Source organism: Quatrionicoccus australiensis, assembly GCF_020510525.1.
GTDB classification, from domain to species: domain Bacteria; phylum Pseudomonadota; class Gammaproteobacteria; order Burkholderiales; family Rhodocyclaceae; genus Azonexus; species Azonexus australiensis_B.
The window spans coordinates 2,014,881-2,034,875 of record NZ_CP075188.1 but is presented as its reverse complement, the minus strand read 5'-3'; the positions used below and the strand labels follow the sequence as shown (position 1 = coordinate 2,034,875).

Annotated in this window: 23 protein-coding genes and 1 pseudogene; 16 read left to right on the top strand and 8 right to left on the bottom strand. The window is 58.9% G+C overall.

Annotated elements, in window-relative coordinates; genetic code table 11:
* Positions 1–18 precede the first annotated feature (18 nt).
* The 7 genes from KI612_RS09815 to KI612_RS09785 all read left to right on the top strand — a co-directional run bounded on the left by KI612_RS09815 (position 19) and on the right by KI612_RS09785 (position 3,578).
* Positions 19–345: a hypothetical protein gene (locus KI612_RS09815; protein WP_157870639.1), complete on the top strand. Its 327-nt coding sequence runs from the start codon at positions 19–21 to the stop codon at positions 343–345.
* A 101-nt stretch (positions 346–446) separates the two neighbouring features.
* Positions 447–749, top strand: coding sequence for a hypothetical protein (locus KI612_RS09810; RefSeq protein WP_226444026.1), 303 nt, complete (start codon positions 447–449; stop codon positions 747–749).
* Positions 750–754: 5 nt separating this feature from the next.
* Positions 755–1,012, top strand: coding sequence for a hypothetical protein (locus tag KI612_RS09805; protein ID WP_226444024.1), 258 nt, complete (start codon positions 755–757; stop codon positions 1,010–1,012).
* Positions 1,013–1,088: 76 nt separating this feature from the next.
* Complete coding sequence (locus KI612_RS09800) at positions 1,089–1,337, top strand: hypothetical protein (RefSeq protein WP_226444022.1); 249 nt, start codon at positions 1,089–1,091, stop codon at positions 1,335–1,337.
* 44 nt (positions 1,338–1,381) lie between these two features.
* Positions 1,382–1,624 carry a hypothetical protein gene (locus KI612_RS09795; protein WP_014237662.1) on the top strand — a complete coding sequence of 81 codons (243 nt, stop codon included), beginning with the start codon at positions 1,382–1,384 and terminating at the stop codon, positions 1,622–1,624.
* A gap of 113 nt (positions 1,625–1,737) precedes the next feature.
* Positions 1,738–2,271, top strand: coding sequence for a flagellar basal body rod protein FlgB (gene flgB / locus KI612_RS09790; RefSeq protein WP_226444020.1), 534 nt, complete (start codon positions 1,738–1,740; stop codon positions 2,269–2,271).
* The gene (locus KI612_RS09785) at positions 2,268–3,578 is read left to right on the top strand and encodes an HD-GYP domain-containing protein (protein WP_226444018.1); all 1,311 of its coding nucleotides are present in this window, start codon (positions 2,268–2,270) and stop codon (positions 3,576–3,578) included. Before flgB (KI612_RS09790) ends, KI612_RS09785 begins: the two co-directional genes overlap by 4 nt.
* Positions 3,579–3,580: 2 nt before the next feature.
* Here KI612_RS09785 and copK read toward each other — a convergent pair whose 3' ends face one another.
* Both copK and KI612_RS09775 read right to left on the bottom strand, forming a co-directional pair.
* A complete protein-coding gene (copK, locus tag KI612_RS09780; RefSeq protein ID WP_226444016.1) occupies positions 3,581–3,862 on the bottom strand; it encodes a periplasmic Cu(I)/Cu(II)-binding protein CopK in 282 nt (93 codons plus the stop codon).
* Between the two features lie 106 nt (positions 3,863–3,968).
* On the bottom strand, positions 3,969–4,361 hold the full coding sequence (locus KI612_RS09775) for a CzcE family metal-binding protein (protein WP_226444013.1): 393 nt from the start codon (positions 4,359–4,361) through the stop codon (positions 3,969–3,971).
* Between the two features lie 279 nt (positions 4,362–4,640).
* On the opposite strand from KI612_RS09775, the gene flgB (KI612_RS09770) reads away from it, so the two are divergent.
* Both flgB (KI612_RS09770) and KI612_RS09765 read left to right on the top strand, forming a co-directional pair.
* Positions 4,641–5,000: a flagellar basal body rod protein FlgB gene (gene flgB / locus KI612_RS09770; protein WP_226444004.1), complete on the top strand. Its 360-nt coding sequence runs from the start codon at positions 4,641–4,643 to the stop codon at positions 4,998–5,000.
* 288 nt (positions 5,001–5,288) lie between these two features.
* Positions 5,289–5,507: pseudogene (locus KI612_RS09765) on the top strand (DNA topoisomerase IV subunit B); the annotation flags it as partial.
* Between the two features lie 55 nt (positions 5,508–5,562).
* Here KI612_RS09765 and KI612_RS09760 read toward each other — a convergent pair.
* Positions 5,563–7,548 carry a TonB-dependent receptor family protein gene (locus KI612_RS09760; protein ID WP_226444002.1) on the bottom strand — a complete coding sequence of 662 codons (1,986 nt, stop codon included), beginning with the start codon at positions 7,546–7,548 and terminating at the stop codon, positions 5,563–5,565.
* A gap of 456 nt (positions 7,549–8,004) precedes the next feature.
* On the opposite strand from KI612_RS09760, the gene KI612_RS09755 reads away from it, so the two are divergent.
* Both KI612_RS09755 and KI612_RS09750 read left to right on the top strand, forming a co-directional pair.
* Entirely contained in the window at positions 8,005–9,081 is a 1,077-nt protein-coding gene (locus KI612_RS09755) for a DNA-binding protein (protein WP_226444000.1), read from the top strand.
* Between the two features lie 136 nt (positions 9,082–9,217).
* Positions 9,218–9,988 carry a UPF0489 family protein gene (locus KI612_RS09750; RefSeq protein ID WP_226443998.1) on the top strand — a complete coding sequence of 257 codons (771 nt, stop codon included), beginning with the start codon at positions 9,218–9,220 and terminating at the stop codon, positions 9,986–9,988.
* A gap of 56 nt (positions 9,989–10,044) precedes the next feature.
* Here the strand turns inward: KI612_RS09750 and KI612_RS09745 are convergent, their stop codons facing one another.
* The 4 genes from KI612_RS09745 to KI612_RS09730 form a co-directional block, all read right to left on the bottom strand.
* A complete protein-coding gene (locus KI612_RS09745; RefSeq protein ID WP_404818088.1) occupies positions 10,045–10,533 on the bottom strand; it encodes an MsnO8 family LLM class oxidoreductase in 489 nt (162 codons plus the stop codon).
* Positions 10,530–11,444, bottom strand: a complete 915-nt coding sequence (locus tag KI612_RS09740; RefSeq protein ID WP_226443996.1) for a DMT family transporter — start codon at positions 11,442–11,444, stop codon at positions 10,530–10,532. The genes KI612_RS09745 and KI612_RS09740 overlap by 4 nt, the downstream gene beginning before the upstream one ends.
* Before the next feature lie 77 nt (positions 11,445–11,521).
* The gene (locus tag KI612_RS09735) at positions 11,522–12,604 is read right to left on the bottom strand and encodes an alkene reductase (protein ID WP_226443994.1); all 1,083 of its coding nucleotides are present in this window, start codon (positions 12,602–12,604) and stop codon (positions 11,522–11,524) included.
* Positions 12,605–12,710: 106 nt separating this feature from the next.
* Entirely contained in the window at positions 12,711–13,298 is a 588-nt protein-coding gene (locus KI612_RS09730) for a TetR/AcrR family transcriptional regulator (RefSeq protein WP_226443992.1), read from the bottom strand.
* 227 nt (positions 13,299–13,525) lie between these two features.
* Between KI612_RS09730 and KI612_RS19845 the strand changes: the two genes are divergently transcribed.
* The 3 genes from KI612_RS19845 to KI612_RS09720 are packed head-to-tail and all read left to right on the top strand — an operon-like array spanning position 13,526 to position 17,123.
* A complete protein-coding gene (locus KI612_RS19845; protein ID WP_264180858.1) occupies positions 13,526–13,648 on the top strand; it encodes a hypothetical protein in 123 nt (40 codons plus the stop codon).
* Positions 13,645–14,739: a transaldolase gene (gene tal, locus KI612_RS09725; protein ID WP_226443990.1), complete on the top strand. Its 1,095-nt coding sequence runs from the start codon at positions 13,645–13,647 to the stop codon at positions 14,737–14,739. Before KI612_RS19845 ends, tal begins: the two co-directional genes overlap by 4 nt.
* Positions 14,736–17,123, top strand: a complete 2,388-nt coding sequence (locus tag KI612_RS09720; protein WP_226443988.1) for a phosphoketolase family protein — start codon at positions 14,736–14,738, stop codon at positions 17,121–17,123. Before tal ends, KI612_RS09720 begins: the two co-directional genes overlap by 4 nt.
* 146 nt (positions 17,124–17,269) lie before the next feature.
* On the opposite strand, the gene nhaR is transcribed toward KI612_RS09720, so the two are convergent.
* Positions 17,270–18,178 carry a transcriptional activator NhaR gene (gene nhaR / locus KI612_RS09715; protein ID WP_226443986.1) on the bottom strand — a complete coding sequence of 303 codons (909 nt, stop codon included), beginning with the start codon at positions 18,176–18,178 and terminating at the stop codon, positions 17,270–17,272.
* Positions 18,179–18,297: 119 nt separating this feature from the next.
* Between nhaR and purE the strand changes: the two genes are divergently transcribed.
* Positions 18,298–18,819 (top strand): 5-(carboxyamino)imidazole ribonucleotide mutase, encoded by a 522-nt coding sequence (gene purE / locus KI612_RS09710; protein WP_226443984.1) that lies wholly within the window; start codon positions 18,298–18,300, stop codon positions 18,817–18,819.
* A complete protein-coding gene (locus tag KI612_RS09705; RefSeq protein ID WP_226443982.1) occupies positions 18,816–19,973 on the top strand; it encodes a 5-(carboxyamino)imidazole ribonucleotide synthase in 1,158 nt (385 codons plus the stop codon). Before purE ends, KI612_RS09705 begins: the two co-directional genes overlap by 4 nt.
* The last annotated feature ends 22 nt before the right edge of the window (positions 19,974–19,995 follow it).

Here is a 19,995-nt window from a genome sequence, read left to right as displayed (position 1 = left end):
GCACTATCAGGGGGGAAATTGTCCAAAGAAGACAATTCAATGCGACCGTTTGAGGATGCCGTTGCCATTCTTGTGGTGCTCACCACCGGTCTGAGAGACCATCATCGCGATGCCTTCGATGCGGCAAGGGCAGATCTGTTGCGACTGACGCAAGGCAAGGCATCCGCGCTGGCTTATGTGCGTCGGATTGTCGCTGCCGAACTGAACGGCCCCCATGACTCTCAGTGGCAGGTTTCTGCAGCAGAATTTGAGAGGCGGAGGCAACAAGTCTTTCAGGGGCTAAGCGCCCAGACTCAAGAAATAATCGCTCTCTGTGAGCAGCACGGCAACAAGCTGACGGAATAGTGACCGGGTTGTAATGCTCCCGTTATGGGCGCGACAGCTACCAACAGGCAAACTTCTCCTCGTGAGGCAATGGGCCTTGATCGTGCCACAGGGAGAAAATCATGTCCGTACCCAATTCGTTCGCAATTTTCAACACATCCCCCGACTTCCATTTGGATTTGCTTTCCCAGTTACTTCGCGTGAATCTCGACTGTTTGGAAAAGATGGTTTCCACGCAGTTTTTTCCGCTCAAGGAACTCATTGAGCGAACCTCATTGCTTTCTCTGGATGATTCAGGGCAAAGCAGGGCATGGTGGGCTGCTGTCGGCTATTCCTCCATCGAGTATTGGAAGACATACACCCTCGATAGTTTGGAATACCAGCACCGGGTTTTGCAGGCGCTGGCCCAACATTCGACAAAGTGAACTCGATGATGAGTTCGTCGGGGTCGGTGCGCTGGCAAGATTCTTCCGGCAAGGCCATTGCCTGTACGGAAAAAATCAAGGTGCTCAATGAGAACCTGGATGAACTTCGCCAGATGGCCCAGGATGCGCTGGAGGACGGAATTTTGATGGGGTGTTGCGAACGGCAATTGCGCGATGCGCTTGCCGACGCAATCGTGCTTTTGGTGAATCCGTATTTGGCCATGCTTCCTGAGAACAATGTAATCGACAAGTCACCTTGTTGACAGTGACAGAAGCACAAACTGTATCTGTCCACTCGATTCGGACCGTTGAAATCCCCAAAACTCAGGAGTCAAGATCATGAAAATCTCTTCCCTCATCGCCGCCGTTCTTTTCGCCGGTGCCGCCATGTCTGGTGCCGCTTATGCCGATGACAAGGCAGGTGCCCCGAAAGCCGCCGAAGGACAGGCTGACAAGGCTGCTGCCAAGCCGCATTCCCATGTCCAGGAAAAAACCGGCATGCCGCAAAGCATGCCAGATGCCAAAGCCGAGAAACCCAAGGCGGCCAAGGATCAGAGCAAGCACTACCATCCGCGAGATGGCAAGTAACCGTCCCGCAAAGGCCCCGAAATCGGGGCCTCGGTATTTCAGCCATGGATATCCGCAAGCCGGCAGAGCACGGCGATCGATGTGTATGTCGCACGCTTGCGCTTGCGGTCGGCAGTGACCCGAAGATGCTGACCTACAACTATTGTCGAACAGTGCTTCAGAAACGCTGGATTGTCGAATGCAATCATGGATGCCTTGCAGAGCCGGCCGTGGCGGCCAGCGATCTGAAATGGCATGACGGCGGCCAGATCGATCCGGTGAAGGCCATCCTGATCATGAACGAGTAATCGCTGCCATGGCGGGACTCCCATCCATTCCCCCGTCCGCCAACACTCCGTTACCTTCGGTTCAAGGTGGACATGAGGGGCATGGAGGAGCGCCGGGCAACATTGACAACGGAGTGTTCTCCGAAGCATTAAATCAGGCGATTGCCCAAAAAGCCAACACCCCCGGTGCCGGCCACGGTGCTCATGGCGGACAATTTCCCGGAATGGCATCCAACACGGCATCTGCCCATCCGAACCACTTCTCAGTCGGGCAAGGGGGTCATGCCGGCCATGATTTTCAGCAGAAAATGCTGGGGGTCCGTGTCTATCGGCAGCAGCTTCTGGCCTCGAACATCGCCAACGCCGATACGCCTGGCTACAAGGCCGTCGATATTGACATCGAAGAAGCCGCCGAAATCGTCAAAGGTGCATCGGGATCGCTGCCATTGGCAACCACCGCTACTAGCCATCTGTCAGGGGGAGTGCAGGCACCACCATTCCCCCTGAAGTACCATGTACCGTATCAAACTGCTGCCGATGGCAATACGGTGGAAATGGATACCGAGCGACAGAAATTCTCGGAAAATTCGCTGATGTACCAGTTTTCCCTGGATCGCGTCAGCGGGCATTTCAAACACTTCATGGAATTGCTGCAGAATTTAAGATGAGAACCTTGGCGCTTCCTGAAACCCCCCGGCAATTGCGCCGCATGTTGGCGCGGCGCCTCGGTATCGGTGCGCTTCTGGTTGGCAGTCTCGCGGGAGGTCTTGCCTACTGGGTCGAATCGTATCGCGTAGAACAGCGCACCCTTGAGCGCGCCATAGCGGGGGTCAGGCATTTCGAGTCGCCCGCCATGCAGATGACGGTCAGCGGAGAGAAAGGTGATGGCCATTCCGCGATAGCTCAGTTGCTGACCGATGAGTTTGTCGGGATTCGAGTTTTTGCACCCAATGCCGAGATGCTGTTTGATGTCTGGCGACCACTACCCGAAGCATTGAAAGAGGTTGCCCGACAGCAGCGTCATCCATGGCCAATCCCGCCCAATAGCCATAGCAAGCGAATCCCCGTGGCAGGAGAAGAACTGGTCCAGGTCATTCTGCCTATAACCGCCAATGACGGTCGTCTTGCAGGCTATGTCGAGGGAGTCAGCCTGGTGTCCCGGTCGGCGCTACAAGAGAGAAAACAGCAGATTCGCTGGGCTGCCTTGACGGCCTCTATATCGGTATTCATGGCGGCCATGTTGCTTTACCCATTGATGTCGGGATTGCTGAGCCGAACGGTGGCATTGTCGTCTCGGCTGCTGGAAGCCAATCTCTCGTTGTTGCGATCACTTGGTAACGCCATTGCAAAGCGCGACGCTGATACCGATTCCCATAACTACAGGGTAACCTGTTACGCGGTCACTCTTGCCGAAGCATTGGGCGTTGGCAAAGACACCATTACCGAACTGGTACTGGGCGCCTTTCTGCACGATGTTGGAAAAATTGGTATCCCGGACCAGATTCTGCTGAAACCGGGAAGGCTGACCAGCGAAGAATTCCAGATTATGCAGACGCATTCCTTGCTGGGCATCGAGATCGTCGCCGGCAATCACTGGCTGGCCGGTGCCGAGAAAATCATCCGACATCATCACGAACGCTTCGATGGAAAAGGTTATCCGGATGAACTTGCCGGAGAGGCGATCCCGCTTGCTGCGAGAATCTTTACTCTGGTCGATGTATTCGATGCATTGACGTCTGTTCGCCCGTATAAGCCAGCCCTGTCATTAGAAGAGACGCTGACCATCATGAAAAAGGAAGTGGGACAGCATTTCGATCCGGCAATCTATGCGGTCTTTCGGCAGATTGCGCCGATACTGTATGAGCAAGGCCAATCTCGAGATCACGACCACTGGAGTTGGGAATTGGAGGTACTGCTTGAGCGGTACTTCAAATTGATAACGGCTCCCGAAGGAGCCGTGACTGCGGCAGAATAGTCTTAACCGCGACTACTCGCTGGGCGGAGAATATTCTCGAGGCGCATAACCTCATCACCGTGCATCAAGATTTTCTGGCCATCTTTGGTTTCCATCACGGTATCCTTCTTCATGCGGACCGTGCGGCCAAGTTTATCTTCCATGGCCATCTTTCCGTCTTTGAAGATATAAACCGTCGAGCCATCTTTCAGTTCGATGGATTTCTCAACTTGAGATGCATCAACGGCGTAGGCGGAAAAACCCAGTGAGCTCAGGGCCACGATTGCAAGCATTTTCTTCAACATTTTTAATCTCCTCAAGAAGTTGTACTGCACTGTGAATATTAGGTTGTTGATCCTGACAATTTGCCAACCGATGAGTGACAATTCAGTCACTCATCGGTCAGACTGATCAATTGCCTTGGTAGGAAGGGTTCTCGGTTACATAGACGGTGATACCATCAGCGCCTGGTACGATCTTGGAGAGCGGAAACGGTGCGGTACCGAGCGTATCGAAGGTCCAGACGACGCTCTTGCCACCGACATTGATCTTGACGGTTTCCAGGCGCGTCACGTTCAGATACTTGCTTCCGCTGGCTAGGGTGATTTCGCGGTCGGCATTTTTCGTGGCGGCGTAGCCAAACGAAGCCTGTTGATTTGCCGTCGGCGCGCTCTTGCTTTCTGAAACGTGGCTCAGCCAATGGTAGGTGCCGGCTTCGGAATAGTCTTCGTGAGCGTAGCTCGTTCCGGCAGCAGCGAGGCCAATCGCAGCAATCAGGGCAAGTTTGGAAAATTTCGTTTTCATGGTTCTCTCCTTGTGACATCGGGTTAATCGTGTCGGACTCATCTCGTCCAACCGTGATGCCATCTTAGGATTCCGATACCAACAAGACGCTGACCCCTGCGTTACTTTTTTGAAAACATTCGTACGCAAATTGTCAGGAAAGGGGTCGCCTCAGAAAGCGGAAAATAAAGCACGCTAAGCAGTCAAAGCATTGGGAGGGTGGGTTTTGCCACGCACCTGGATCTTACTGAAGGACAGTCTGAATATCCTGCTCGAAGGCGTACCCGAGGGCATCGACTTATGCTTGGAATCAGGGCCTATAGGCAGCAAATTCTTGCATCCAACATCGCCAACGCAGATACCCCTGGCTACAACGCGGTGGATATTAATATTGCCGAGGCCGCTGGCGGCGATCAATCTGCTCCTCTTCCGTTAAACGTCTCCTCACTGGGGCATTTCAAGGGCAATTCTTCTTGGCAATCGCCACCCGTAAGTCTGAAATATCATGTTCCCTCTCAGGCTGCGGATGACGGAAATACTGTGGAAATGGATGTTGAGCGCCAGAAATTCGCAGAGAACTCATTGATGTATCAATTCTCCCTTGATCGGGTTGGTGGTGAGTTCAAGCACATGAAAGAGCTGTTTCAATCCCTGAAATAGCGAACCAGCATATTTTATGCTCCTGCGACGGGTATCCCAATTGTCATTGACTAGCGATTGATGAGGGTCTGGGAAGTGGTTCTGCTCAATATTTATGCAGATTCGATTTCCGTACGGCGGAGGCAACTCCCCCCTACTCCCATTGTTGATCATCGTGCCGGTGGAGCACTCGGGTCGGGTTACCCGGAAGCGAAACGCCGGGCAGGTCACAGCGAGGTAGACGACTTCCTGATGAGGGAACAGACCCTAGTCAAGTTGCGCGACGAAGGCGTCTCGGAAAACAAGATCACCGTCTCCCGCTTCAAGGGCCTCGGCGAAATGAATCCCGACCAGCTCTGGGAAACCACGCTGTGCCCTGACACCCGCCGCCTCGTGCCCTTCCAGGCCGACCGCGAGACGATCAAACAGATGACTGCCACCTTCACGCTGCTCATGGGCAAGGGCGAAGCAGCCGGCCGCCGGGCCTGGATGGAAAAGGACGGCGGGCTGGTCGAGGCGGACGTCTGAAAACAAAAGGGGCTGACATCAGCCAGCCCCTTCATGCACGAGTGATCAACGCTAATCAGAAAGCGTACTTGACCCCGACCTGAAGCAGGCGTGGCATGCCTACCTGAATGCCTCGGGTGCGATCGACGATGTAGGTCTTGTCGAACAGGTTCTTCCCGGTGACAAACGCCGACAGTGCCTTGTCGAAGCGATAGTTGAGCGCCGTATTCCACACGGTGTAAGCCGCAATTTCGCCCTTTTGCCCGTCAGCTGTCGGCGCGAGCGTATTGGCAAAATCGGAGTACTGACTACCGACATACTGGGCTTCGATTTCGCCCCTGAAAGGGCCTACGCCATAGCCGATAGCGGCCGTCAGCGTATGTTCGGGTGCATATGCCTGGCGATTGCCCTGGACACCAACGATTGCGCCGCTGGCAACATTGCGGAAAGCCTCAGTTTGTTCTGCGGTCGGCAACCACGTGTAGGCCATGCGACCAAATACGCCATTGGAGAGTTCGGCATTGGCCGCCAATTCAAGCCCTTCGAACAAGGCCTTGCCCTGGGAAAGCGGCGTGCTGCCACCGGCAATTGAGCCAACGGCAATCAGGTTGTCGTAATCGTTGCGGAAATAGGCCGCCTGAACGGAAACGCCTTGCAGCGGCTGAGCGCGAACACCGAATTCAAAATTCAGCGATTTTTCGTAATCCACATCCACCACGGTACCCGTGCCGCCAATCAGATCCTCGACGCGTGGAGGCGCAAAACCCTTGTGCAGGCTGGTGAAGACAGTCAAGGTCGGCATCGGGTTCCAGGTCGCGCCAACCCCCGGCGTGAAGGCATGAACGCTGGTTTCACCGCTCTGACCGGTCAGCCGATTGGTCCGTTCGGCTTTGATCGATTCATAACGGGCAATCGGCGTCACGCTGAACTGGCCAATGTCGAAACGATTGGCAACGAAGCCGGAGTAGGCGCTGGTCTGGCGAAGATTATTCTCGGCCACGGTACCGGTACGCGCTGTCGGGCTGGTGCCGTTGATCTGTATGCGATTCTGCTCCTCGAAATGAGCGCGAACCCCCGCCTGGAATTCACCCAGGCCATGCGCCACGGTCAAACGCGGTTCGATACCCCAGGTTTCGTAACTGCGCAGACGGCCCTGGACGGAGTTGCAGGTATCGGGGTTGATCGTAACGCCGGCCAGGCGGGAAGGATTCAATGCGGCGCACTGTGCATCCTGACTGTTGCTGGCCTGACGCCACCAATCGCGATCGAACTTCGAGTAATAGACGCTCGTCGTCAGGGTTGACTTGTCGTCGATCAGGAAATCATGGGTCGCGGAAAGCCCGACCCGTTCCGCTTCAAACCGATCATTCTTGAACGGATTGTAGCGTGCCCCCAAGCGGTCGAACTCGGCCTGGGTCAAGCCGGAATAGGTCAGCATCGAATCTTCCTTGTAGAAGTTCCCGCGCACGGTGATCGCATGCCGCTCGCTCAACATGGCGCCATACTTGATATTGAGGTCGTCCAGCTTGTGATTCATGTTGTCCCGGGCACCGTCGCCTTCCTTGTGCCCGTAATCCAGCGTGAAACCGCCGCCACCCACATTCACCTTGCCGTTGAAGTAGTCGCGGTTGCCGACGACACCCTGGACATAACCCCCAAAGCTCTGGCGCGGTGCCGGCGTAATGTAGTTCACGACGCCACCAACAGTTTGCGGGCCGAACAGCAAGGAACTTGCCCCCTTCAGAACTTCGATCCGCTCGTAACGATCCACCATCGGATGGTAGTAGCTGGCATTGTCACCATAAGGCGCGTACGCCAGCGGCAAGCCATCTTCGAGCAGGGTGATCTTGGTTGAACGCGTCGGGTTCAGGCCACGCATGGCAATATTGGGGCGCAAACCGAAACCCTCTTCATCGCGGGCATGAACACCGGGAACTTTGCGCAAGGCTTCATTCACGGTGAAAACGTGAGAATCCTCCAGTTCCTTCTTGCCCAGAATCTGGCCGGCTCCACCCAGGGTCGACAGATTTTCTTCGCTACCGATCACCTGAATGGTAGCCAAGGTTTTATCAGGGTCGCCTTCCTTGGCATAGACAGCCGGAACGCAAGCATATGCTGCGGCAATCGCCAGCACGAGCGGGGTGGGAGAAAATGAACTTCTCGATAAGCAATACATCATGGAGACTCTCCGAAGGCGTTTTAGCGATACTGGCTGGCTGCCTAGGAAAGATCCATCGGTTGCTGGCTTGCAGTTTGGTTAGAACAACAGACCAAGATTGTAAATAAAAGTAAGTCGCATTCCAATTCATGGATTCATGAAAGCCCTTGGGACGCAAATTGCAAGGAAGCCAACCGTCGATTTCGTACCATTCCTAGATTGGTTTTCCCCTTTGCCAGCCATCACAACAAATAATCAACCATTATCACGTCTTATAACTGCGACTTTTAAAGCCTTGAATTTTGTTGATTTGGTATGTAATATCGTATTACGTAATACGATACGAAATTCGAGGGTGCCATGGCCAGAGCCGGAATCTACAAGTCAGAAGTGGTGAGAGCGCGAGATAACCTATTAGCGATGGGGAGATACCCGTCGATCGATGCCATACGTGGCGAACTGGGGAATACCGGCTCGAAAGGCACGATCCACCGCTATCTGAAGGAAATCGAGGAAGAGGAAGGTGGGAGTCCCGGTACGCAGGTTGCGGTTAGTGATGCCATTCAGGACTTGGCCGCTAGACTCGCCGAACGCCTGTATGAGGAAGCTGATCAGCGCATGGCGGTACTGACCGACAAGCACAAGGCGGAAATTGCGATGCTGAATGATGCTATAGCTGCATTACGTACCGAAAGCGAATCGTTCCGTGGGCAGTCTGAGCGCCAGACTATCGAGTTGGCTACAGAGAAAGCAGCCCATGCCGACACTCTGGCGAACCTTCAGGATGAACGGATCGCTCGGGCGCAAATGACGCAGCGTATCCAGGACATGGAAGGGCAATTGACGAAGGAAGAAGCGCACCGGGTGTCGCTGGAAGAAAAGCACCAGCATGCCAGAGAAGCACTGGAGCATTTCCGCACTGCGGCGAAGGAACAACGGGAGCAGGACCAGCGGCAATTCGAGCAGCAGATTCAATTCTTGCAGGGCGAACTGCGTGCAGCCAAGGAAACGGTGAACGCGAAACAGCAGGAACTCATCCACAGCCATCAGGATAATGCCCGTCTTTCCAGCGAGCAGACCCATCTTCGTAGCGAGGTACATCGTTTGGAATCTGAGATTCGTCCGTTACGTATAGCCCGGGAACATCTGGCTGTTTCCGAACTGAAGAATCAACAGCTGGAAGAGCGCCTGGCCCAGAGTGCCGCACACATTGATGAACTGGTCGTGGAAAACCAAAGCAGCACAGGAAAATTACAGGATGCGAATCAAGCGGGGCTCCGCCTAGAGACTGAATTGACGGCAGCGAAGGCTGTGTTGGCCAGCCAGGAACAAATCCTGCAAAAGCTCACCGTAAATCAGATATCGGCAACGAAAAGCAGCGGACAGCGCAAAGGAAGCGCCGAGAACCAAGAAACGCTCTTTGACACGGAAAAGTAATGAGGGGAGGTCAGCATCCTACGGCTATTTTGAGCCAACCAGGATGCTATTTGCCAGCCACCCAAGCGGATGAGTATCTGGTTACATGGTCTCAACTCTACCATGCTTATCAGCGAACCAGAAAACAGAGGGATACATGGAGTCCAACGAGTACATTCGGCCACCTGGAACCTACTACGACATCGTCGCACATCCGATCGATAAGAGGCGTGCAATCGAAGTAGCGATTGTTCAGGATCATCGTTTCGCTTTCTTCTATTGGCTCAAGTGGCGCAACAAACAAGCTGAGCAGCCCAATCCGCCAACACTGATTTCACTGGATTGGCATCAAGATCTTACTCAACCCTGCGACCTCGAATGCGAGTGGCTTAGCACACTTGATACGGCCGACTACAAGGCTGTCGGTTACTTTTGCTGGGATAAGTTACATGCCTTAAACGACGGCCACATCCTGGCTGCGGCATACCTCAACCTGATTGGCGACATCCACGTCGTGCAAAAGCAACGTGAGGAATGCCCGGAGGATTTCGTGGATATTGAAGGGCGGAAGCATCTGGTCCGCTGCTATGACTCCAGGGAGCAACTAACCGAGGCGATTTCAGGGCAAGAGCACGATTCGGTTATCCTCGATATCGACCTGGATTACTTCACCGAAAGTCCAGACCCATGCGGAGGAGGCGACAAGCTTCAACTGGTCAGCCAAGACGAAATCCAAGCATGCCTTGATCCAGACAGTCCGTTCATGTCGTGGATTCTCCCGCGAATGACGGGTATGACCATCGCGACTGAGCCAGAATTCTGTGGCGGGTTAATGAACTCGAATCACTTATTCAACGTGGTATGCGGTACGTTGTTTGATCCACCACTGTTGAGCCACAAGGCCGGTTGGCGTCATCAGTCGAAATAGTCGACACCAGATTTTTTTACACTAAATCCGATGGTTAGCAGGGTATTTCGAGGATTTCACATGAATCCCGGCCGACCCTCTTGCTGCTCCGGCTGGCGCGGCCCGAGCAGGCGCTGCAGTTCGGCGACTTCACGCGGAAAGTCGGCTTCGGTCTCGATGCGGTCGCGACGCAAGGCACGCATGGTTTGCTGATCGGTGCCCGGCGCCCGGCCAAGGCCGAGATCGATGCGCCCCGGATAGAGTTCGGCCAGCGTGCCGAAGGCTTCGGCAACGACCAGCGGCGCGTGATTGGGCAGCATGATGCCGCCCGAACCGACGCGGATGCGGCTGGTCGCCCCGGCAATGTGGCCGACCAGCACCGCTGTGGCCGAACTGGCGATGCCGGGCATGTTGTGGTGTTCGGCCAGCCAGTAGCGCGTGAAACCGAGATTCTCGACATGGCGGGCGGTAGCGCGGGCGATGTTCAGCGCCTCGCCCACCGTGCCGTTTTCGCGGACGGTGACGAGATCGAGCATGGCCAGTTTCGGTTTCACCAGCGTATTCATGTTTTTTCCTCAATGATCCTGGCCGGATTGCGCCTGCTCGCGGCCCAGCCGAGCAGGGAAAGTAGCGCGAGACCGCTGCCGATCAACAGGATGCCGGCAATCTCGGTGCTCTTGAAGGCTTCGCCGAAAATCAGGCGCGACGACAGGATGGCGACGACCGGCGTGCCGAGCACGGACAGGCTGGCTTCCCAGGCCGGCACGCGATCAAGGATGTAGATCCACAGCCACCAGCACATCGCGGTGCTGGCAATCGACATGAAGGCAAGGATGCCGAGATAACTGCCACTCCAGTCGGTCGACCGCTCGGGAACGATAAAAGCCAGCAGTACCAGCGGCACGGCGCCGAAGATCATTTGCCACATGGTCAGGGTCAGCAAATCGACCGGGGTCTTGCCGCGCAGGCGCTTGATCAGGATGGTACCGGTCGCCCAGCACAATGCCGCCATCAGGCCGAGGAACTTGCTGAACAGGCTGGCGTGCATGTCCCAGGGTTCGATGATCAGCAGCAGGCCGCCCAGCGTGCTCGCTGCAGCCAGCCATTGCTTGCCGCGCACGCGTTCGCCGAGGATGGGCCAGGCGAGCAGCAGCGTCCAGATCGGCATGGTGAAGATGAGTACCGCCGTCTTGCCGGGGCCGCCTTCGACCAGCGCCCAGGTCTGGAAAATCATGAAGCCGGCGACCTGCGCCAGGCCGATGGCGATGGTCTGGCGCGGCGCGACCAGACTCAAGCGGCGGCCGCTCAGCTTGACCGCGATGAGCAACGCCAGCGCCGCGCCAACACAGCGTTCGGCAGCAAAGGCAAAGGGCGGCGCATAGGCCAGACCTTGCTTGGCGAGCACCCAGGTGTAACCCCAGGTCAGGGAGAGAACGATCAGGGCGAGCGCAGGCAGCCAGCGACGGTATTCGGACATGAAATTTCCGGGAAAAACGGCCCCGGCCGGCAGTTGACCGGTCGGGGCACGGGGTGAATCAGCAGTCAGATCAGAAATCAGGCAACGAGCGTCGGGTAATCGATGTAACCCTCGGCACCACCGCCATAAAGCTTGTCGGCACGCAGTTCGTTGAACGGCTTGTCTTCGCGCAGGCGACGCACGAGGTCCGGCGTGCTGATGAAGGGCCGGCCAAAGGCGACCAGATCGGCCTTGCCGCTGGCGACATTGTCGATGGCGAGCTGGCGCGAATAGCCGTTGTTGAGCATCCAGGCGCCCGGGAAGGCGCGGTGCAGCGCTTCGTAGTCGAAAGTCTTGCCTTCGGGCGTGCGCGTGCCGCCGGTTTCGCCTTCGATCACATGCAGGTAGGCCAGGCCGAACGGCGCCAACTGCTCGACGACATAGCCGTAGAGCGCCTGCGGATCGCTGTCGAGCGGTGCCGTGAAGGTGGTCATCGGGCTCAGGCGGACACCGGTGCGGCCGGCGCCGATTTCCTTGCTGATCGCCGCGACGACTTCGAGCAGCAGGCGGGCACGGTTGGCGATGCTGCCGCCGTACGGGCCGCTGCGCTCATTGACGCTGTCGCGCAGGAACTGCTCGATCAGGTAGGTGTTGGCAGCGTGGATCTCGACGCCATCGAAGCCGGCATCGATGGCGTTGCGTGCAGCAACGCGGTAATCCTCGATCAGCCCCGGGATTTCGTCGTCACGCAGGGCGCGCGGCGTGGATACGGGAACGAAGCCGTCCTTGGTATAGGTCGAGGCATTCGCCACCTTGTCGGTCGAGGACACCGGTGCGGCGCCGTCCGGCAGCAGCGAGGTGTGCGAGATACGGCCGACGTGCCAGAGTTGCAGCACGATCTTGCCGCCCGCTGCATGCACGGCATCGGTGACCTGGCGCCAGCCGGCGACCTGCTCGGCGTTGTAGATGCCCGGGGTGTCGAGGTAACCCTGGGCAATCGGGCTGATCTGGCTGGCTTCGGCGATGATCAGGCCGGCCGTGGCGCGCTGGCGGTAATACTCGACGGTCAGCGGCCCGGCGACATTGCCGGCGATGGCGCGGTTGCGCGTCAGCGGTGCCATGACGATGCGGTTGGCGAGGGCGATGTCGCCGATCTGGATGGGGTCGAACAGGGTAGTCATGGGTAATTCTCCTTGGCGAGGGTATTCAGAAAATCAGTAATTAGACCGGTCGTCTAAGATTTGAAAAGGCATTTTCCCGGAGGTCGACCGCCTGGGCGGTTGCGGCTTAGCGGGAAAACAGGGTTTGCGTGAACTGCATGGCATTGCTCAGCGCTTCGCTGTTGCGATGCAGCTTGCCCAGCAGGCTGGCGCCCAGCCAGAGCTGGTAAAGCATTTGTGCCGTCGCTTGCGGCGCCAGCGGCGGCAGCGAGCCATCGGCAACCCCGGCTTCGATCAATGCGGCGATGCGGGCAACCACCTGATCGGTGCCATCACGCAAGGTAATGCGCATGGCGTCGGAGAGATCAGCCACTTCGGCACTGAGTTTGACGACCAGGCACTTCTGATCGGAACAGGCGGCAGCGCATTGCTTGTCCAGCCAACGTTGCCAGTAGCGCATCAGGCGCTCATGGCCGGACGCCGCTTCGGCTTGCAGCAACTCGTCGATGCCGACCAGGTAATTGGCGAAATAGTCCTCGAGCAAGGCCTGGCCGTATTGTTCCTTGGATTCGAAGTAATGATAGAAGGAGCCTTTCGGCACACCCGCCGTCTTCAGGATCTCGTTCAGGCCGACGCTGGAAAAGCCCTTGCCGGCGATGATCCCGTAACCGATATCGATGATGTGCTGACGCGTGTTGTCGTGACGTAGGTTCATGGGACGGCAGTCTGCCATGAATTAGACCAGTCGTCTAGTACAAAAAACCGGGTAAAGATCAAACCATCGTCGCGTGCGTTTTGCGCGCATTTTTCATGATGTTTCACATTAGAATTGAAATTCAATTTCATGATTTAATGTATTAATTGAATTTCATCATGGCAACAAAACTCTCTGCCGAGACCGGGTAGCTGCCCACCGACGGCAGCATTCCGGCCAGTCTCAGCGTGAACGGCGTCGTGCAGGAAGGTCTTTTGCTCAAGCTGCTTGATGACAGCCGCGAACATGCGGTAGAAATCATCATTCCCGGCCGATTGCCGCCGCCCCACAACAGGAAGAACGACCAATGAACGCCAGCCAGCAATTGCACGCCCTCGGCCAGAGCCTCTGGCTCGACAACATTTCACGCGATCTGCTCGACAGCGGTACGCTGCAGCGCTATTGCGACGAGTTGTCGGTCACGGGCCTGACCTCCAACCCGAGCATTTTCGAACAGGCGATCGGGCGCGGCACCGCCTACGATGCGGCGATCCGGCAAAAGTCGGCGGCAGGCAAGACCGGCGAGGCGCTGTTTTTCGAGCTGGCAATCGAAGACCTGACCCGCGCCGCCGCCATCTTCCAGCCGCTGCACGCTGCCAGCGGCGGTCTCGACGGCTGGGTTTCGCTCGAAGTCTCGCCGCTGCTCGCCGACGATGCTGCCGCCACGTTGGCGGAAGCGAAACGCCTGCACGCGCAGGCTGCCTGCCCCAACCTGCTGATCAAGATTCCCGGCACACCGGCCGGGGTCAAGGCGATCGAGGAAGCGATCTTTGCCGGTGTGCCGGTCAATGTCACCCTGCTCTTCTCCCGCGAGCAGTACATCGCCGCCGCCGACGCCTACTGGCGCGGCATCCAGCGCCGCATCGAGGCCGGCCTCGACCCCAGGGTCGTTTCGGTCGCCTCGATCTTCATCAGCCGCTGGGATGTCGCCGTCGCCGGCCAGGTGCCGGCGAACCTGGGCAACCAGCTCGGCATCGCGATTGCCCGCCGCATTTACAAGGCGGCCTGCCAGCGCCAGGGCTATTCCGCCTGGAAGAAATTTGCCGCCGCCGGCGCCCTGCCGCAGCGCCTGCTCTGGGCCAGTACCGGCACCAAGGATCCGCAGATGCGCGACACGCTCTACGTCGAAGCCCTGGCCGCACCGGGCACGATCAACACCCTGCCGGAAAAGACGCTGCTCGCCTTCGCTGACCACGGCGAACTGAACGGCGTCATGCCCGAGGACGGTGGCGATGCCGAAGGCGTCCTCGCCGATTTCGCCCTGGCCGGCATCGATATCGCCGCACTGGCAACCCGTCTGCAACGCGACGGGGCGCTCTCCTTCGTCAAATCCTGGACCGACCTGCTCGCCGCCATCAGCGAAAAATGCCGACCGCTCACCCCTGGAGTACCCGCCCCATGACCCATTCCGATTCCGCAACGGTCGACGCCCCGCTCAGCCCCGATTTGCTGCACAAGATGCACGCCTGGTGGCGTGCCGCCAATTACCTCTCGGTCGGCCAGATCTATCTCTACGCCAACCCGCTGCTGCGCGAGCCGCTCCGCCTCGAACACGTCAAGCCGCGCCTGCTCGGCCACTGGGGCACGACGCCCGGCCTCAATTTCATTTACGTGCATCTGAACCGGCTGATCAAGGAACAGGACCTCGACGTCATCTACATCACCGGCCCCGGTCACGGCGGCCCCGGCATCGTTGCCAACACCTGGCTCGAAGGCACCTACAGCGAGGTCTACCCCGACATCGCGCAGGACGCCGACGGCATGCAGCGCCTGTTCAAGCAATTTTCCTTTCCGGGCGGCATTCCCAGCCACGTCTCGCCGGAAACGCCGGGCTCGATCCATGAAGGCGGCGAACTCGGCTACGCGCTGTCGCATGCCTATGGTGCCGCCTTCGACAACCCGGACCTGATCGTCGCCTGCGTCGTCGGCGACGGCGAGGCGGAAACCGGGCCGATGGCCACCAGCTGGCATTCGAACAAGTTCCTCAACCCGGTGCATGATGGCGCCGTGCTGCCCATCCTGCACCTCAACGGCTACAAGATCGCCGGCCCGACCGTGCTCGCGCGCATTCCGCATGCCGAACTAGAGGCGCTGTTCCGCGGCTACGGCTACACGCCCTACTTCGTCGAGGGCGACGACCCGGACGAGATGCACCAGAAAATGGCCGCCACGCTGGCACGCGCCATTGCCGAGATCAAGCGCTACCAGAGCGAGGCCCGCCTGAATGGCTTCACGGTGCGCCCGGCCTGGCCGATGATCATTTTGCGCTCGCCGAAAGGGTGGACCGGTCCGAAGATGGTCGACGGCAAGCCGGCCGAAGGCACTTTCCGCTCGCACCAGGTGCCGATGAACGACATGAGCCAGCCCGGCCACGTCGCGCTGCTCGAAAGCTGGATGCTGAGCTACCGGCCGGAAGAACTGTTCGACGCCGGCGGCCGCCTGCTATCGGAAATCGCCGAACTGGCGCCCAAGGGCCAGCGCCGGATGAGTGCCAATCCGCATACCAACGGCGGCCTGCTGCTGCGTGACCTGCGTTTGCCGGATTTTCGCGAGTTCGCCGTCGCCGTTTCCGCACCGGGTGCGGTGGATGCCGAATCGACACGCGCCCAGGGCGTTTTCCTGCGCCACGTAATGCAGCACAACCCGGCCAACTTCCGCGTCTTCAGCCCCGACGAAACCGCCTCCAACCGCTGGGGCGCACTGTTCGAAGTCACCAAGCGCTGCTCGACGGCGGAAATTCTCGCCAGCGACGACCACGTCGCACCGGACGGCCGGGTCATGGAAATGTTGAGCGAGCACCAGTGCGAAGGCTGGCTCGAAGGCTACCTGCTGACCGGCCGGCACGGCTTCTTCTCGTGCTACGAAGCCTTCATCCACATCATCGACTCGATGTTCAACCAGCACGCCAAGTGGCTCAAGGTGTGCAACGGCATTCCCTGGCGGGCGCCGATCGCCTCGCTCAACTACCTGCTCTCGTCGCACGTCTGGCGCCAGGACCACAACGGTTTCAGCCACCAGGATCCGGGCTTCATCGACCACGTCATCAACAAGAAATCGGAAGTCATCCGCGTCTATCTGCCGCCCGACGCCAATACCCTGCTCAGCGTCACCGACCACTGCCTGCGCAGCCGCAACTACGTCAATGTGATCGTCGCCGGCAAGCAGCCGGCGCCGCAATGGCTGGACATGGACGCGGCGATCAAGCACTGCACGGCCGGCATCGGCATCTGGGAATGGGCGAGCAACGACAAGGGCGACGAGCCGGACGTCGTGATGGCCTGCGCCGGCGACGTGCCGACCCTGGAAACCCTGGCCGCCGTCGAACTGCTCAACACCCACTTCCCCGAGCTGAAAATCCGCGTCATCAACGTCGTCGACCTGATGACCCTGCCGCCGCCCGGCGAACACCCGCACGGCCTGTCCGACAAGGATTTCGACGTGCTGTTCACGCGCGACAAGCCGATCATCTTCGCCTACCACGGCTACCCGTGGCTGATCCACCGCCTGACCTACCCGCGCACCAACCACAAGAACCTGCACGTGCGCGGCTACAAGGAAGAAGGCACGACCTCGACGCCGTTCGACATGGTGGTCATGAACGACCTCGACCGCTTCCACCTGGTCGCCGACGTCATCGACCGCGTGCCCCAGCTAGGCCCGCGTGCCGCCTACGCCAAGCAGGCGATCCGCGACAAGCTGATCGAGCACAAGCAGTACATCGCGCAATACGGCGAAGACCTGCCGGAAATCCGCAACTGGAAGTGGACGCCGGGCAACAAGGCCTGATCAGGCTCCCTCCCCAGACAAGGGGACAAGCAGAGACTAAGTCGCCATCGTTTGCCGGCTTAGTCTCTGCTTGGTCGTTCCATCAGCGGGTTGCGGCTTGGGCCCAGGCGGTCGACGCCGGTTCAGGGACCTTTTTCAGCCGCAGATCAGGCCGGCTTGCCGAACACCTGCCGCTTGGCCGCTTCGCTGACCGCGACGATGGCCGGATGCGTCAGCCGGCGTTCGGTGGTGATCGCATAGAGCTGCTCGACCACTGCATCGATGCGCCCGACCTCGACCACGTTGTATTGCCGGCACACCTGTTCGGCAATCGCCGTCGGTGCGACAAACAGGCCGGCGCCGGCCTGGCCAAAGGCCTTGATCAGCGCGCTGTCGTCAAACTCGCCGACGATGAGCGGCCGCAGATTGTGCTTGTCCAGCCATTGCAGCAGCCGCGGCCGCACCGCGACATCCTCGCCGGGCAGCAGGAAAGGTGCGTTGTTGAGCAAGGCCGGAAACTCGCCAGTCAAGCGGGCGGCCAGCGCCGGCGCGGCAAACACGGTCAGGCCGCATTCACCGAGCAGATGGCTGTAGCCACGCACATTCAGCTTGGTCGGCATGGCGCGATCGGCAATCAGCATGTCCAGACGATGCACCGCCAGATCGGCCAGCAAGGACGACAAACGCCCTTCCCGACAGATCAGCCGCACTGGTTCCTCGACATGCAGCGCCGGCTCGAGCAGGCGACAGGCGACCGACTTCGACACCGAATCGGCGATCCCGATGTTGAAGGGCAGCGTTTTCGTCGTTTTTTGCTCGTGTACCGCATCGAGCAACTCGTCGCCGATGGCGAAAATCTCTTCGGCATGGCCGAGGATGCGCCGCCCCGCTTCGGTCAGTTCCAACCCGCGTCCGGCGCGCCGGAAAAGCTTGGTGCCGAGGCTGTCCTCGAACTCCCCGAGCTGACCGCTGATCGACTGCGGCGTCAGGTGCAGTTGTTCGCCGGCACGGGCAATGCTGCCGGTTTTGGCAACCATCCAGAAATAGCGCAAGTGTTTGAAATTGAGTGTCGTCATGGCGTCCGCAGGGGCTTTGATACATCGAAAATCTGGATGTTTGGATAAATTATATTCGACTGGATCGTTGTATTGTTTATCACTATTCTCCGCCGCCTGTAGCCCAACCCGGAGAAACAATGAGCAAATCGAGCAAGAATCACCCCTTGATCGGAGTCGTCATGGGATCGGATTCCGACTGGCCGGTGATGCAGGCCGCCGCCAACCTGCTGGAAGAACTTGGCGTTCCTTACGAGGCCAAAGTGGTTTCAGCCCACCGCACGCCTGATCTGCTCTTCGAATACGCCACGACCGCACGCGAACGCGGCCTCCGGGCGATCATCGCCGGTGCCGGCGGCGCCGCGCATCTGCCCGGCATGCTGGCCGCCAAAACGACCGTGCCCATCATGGGCGTGCCGATCCCCTCGAAGCACCTCAAGGGCATGGATTCGCTGCTCTCCATCGTGCAGATGCCGCGCGGCGTGCCGGTCGCCACTTTCGCCATCGGCGAAGCCGGTGCCGCCAATGCCGCCCTCCTCGCCGTCGCCATGCTGAGCACCGGCAACGACAGCCTGGGCCGCGAACTCGCCGGCAAACTGGACGACTTCCGGCAGCGCCAGGAAGAGAAAGTGCTGGCCATGCAACTGGCGAGGCCGCAATGATCCTGCCGCCCGCGACACTGGGCATGCTCGGCGGCGGCCAGCTCGGCCGCTACTTTGTCATCGCCGCCCAGCAACTGGGTTACAAGGTGATGGTCCTTGATCCGGACGAGAACAGTCCGGCCGGGCGCATTGCCGATCATCACCTGGTCGCTGCCTACGCCGACAGTGAAGCCCTGACCCACATGGCGGTCAGCTGTTCGGCGATCACCACCGAATTCGAAAGCGTCCCGGCCGAAACCCTGGCCTATCTCGCCCGCTTCATCCCGGTCCAGCCCAGCGCCGAAGCCCTCGCCATCTGCCAGGAACGCTCGGCGGAAAAAGGCTTTCTCAAGAAGCACGGCTTGCCGCACGCGCCCTACGCCGACATCCGCAGCGAAGGCGATTTGCAGGATGTTCCCGACAGCCTGTTCCCCGGCATTCTCAAGGTCGCCCGCTTCGGCTATGACGGCAAGGGCCAGATCCGCGTCAAGGACAAGGCTGCCTGCCGCGCCGCCTTTCGCCAGTTCAACCACGAGCCTTGCGTGCTGGAAAAGCAGATGCAGCTCGAACACGAACTGTCACTGGTCCTGACGCGCAGCGCAGCCGGCCAGACAAAGTGCTTCCCGGTCGCCGAAAACCATCACCAGCAGGGCATACTCGACCACTCCATCGTGACCGCCGAGCGCGCCAGCGACGCACTGGCCGCCGAGGCAAGCGCCCTGGCCGAAAAGATTGCCGCCAGCCTGGACTACGTCGGCACGCTGAGCGTCGAGTTCTTCGTCGTCGATGGCCGGCTCTGCGTCAATGAACTCGCGCCCCGGCCCCACAACTCCGGCCACTACACGCTGGATGCCTGCCTGACCAACCAGTTCGAGCAGCAGGTGCGTGCCCTGTGCGGTTTGCCGCTGGGCGATGTCTCGGCGCATTCGGCAGCGGTCATGGTCAATCTGCTCGGCGACCTGTGGTTTGCCGGCAACCCGGAACAGGCAAGCGAACCCGAATGGGAAAAGCTGCTCGCCTATCCGGACCTGAAACTCCACCTGTACGGCAAGCACGAGGCCAGACCGGGGCGCAAGATGGGCCATTTCACGGTACTCGGCGAAACACTGGAGCAGCCTTACCGCATCGCGATGGCGGCGCGCGCGGCGATCGGCATCAGCGCCCGCCGCGAGTAAGCCCGCCCCGCAGCCCAAGACA